The organism is Synechococcus sp. R55.2, from assembly GCF_047462075.1.
GTDB lineage: Bacteria > Cyanobacteriota > Cyanobacteriia > Thermostichales > Thermostichaceae > Thermostichus.
The window spans coordinates 1-635 of record NZ_JANSIH010000281.1 but is presented as its reverse complement, the minus strand read 5'-3'; the positions used below and the strand labels follow the sequence as shown (position 1 = coordinate 635).

Genomic DNA, 635 nt, shown 5'->3' with positions numbered 1-635 from the left:
GGTGGCGGCTCTGGCCATTGGTCTGGTCAATGGTTTGGTCAGGCCGATTCTCCGGCTGATCACCCTGCCGATTACGGTTCTTACCCTGGGTTTGTTTTGGCTGATTTTGAACGGCATTTGTCTAGCCATTGCCGATAAGCTGGCCGGGAATGCTTTCAACATCGATAATTTCGGCTGGGCGTTTATCGGCGCAATTGTACTTTCCATCGTCAGCGGCTTGGTTCAGCAGGTTTTTGAGCAAGGTGCGCCGAACTGACTTCGTCCCCAGCCGTGAGAGGGCAGGGTTTGGTTCAAGATTGCAGGGGGTACGCTAGGGGAACGTCAACACTCAGCCCGACGATAACCAAAACCAACTTTAAGGGATCCCGATAAGCTTTACTCCATTGGCCCTGCCCGCTAAGTTTTTGCCGCAGAACCATAGGATTCTCCACAGATAGCCTGCACAAGATCTGCCAATGGCTAACATCAGCAGGATATTGCGAGCAGGCGTTTGATCTGTGGCTGCTTTATCTAAGCCTAGCAAATCGATAGGAAACCAGTAGGGGATCAAGTTGGTCGATCTGCAACTCAGGAGCTGGTTGGTATGAAGGCATTGCTGCTCTATCCGCGTTTTCCTCAATCGTTCTGGTCTTACA

At 51.5% G+C, this 635-nt stretch carries 1 protein-coding gene; it reads left to right on the top strand.

Annotated elements, in window-relative coordinates:
• On the top strand, positions 1–256 hold a 256-nt coding region (locus tag NW838_RS09315), incomplete at its 5' end, for a phage holin family protein (RefSeq protein ID WP_414427918.1).
• Positions 257–635: the final 379 nt, after the last annotated feature.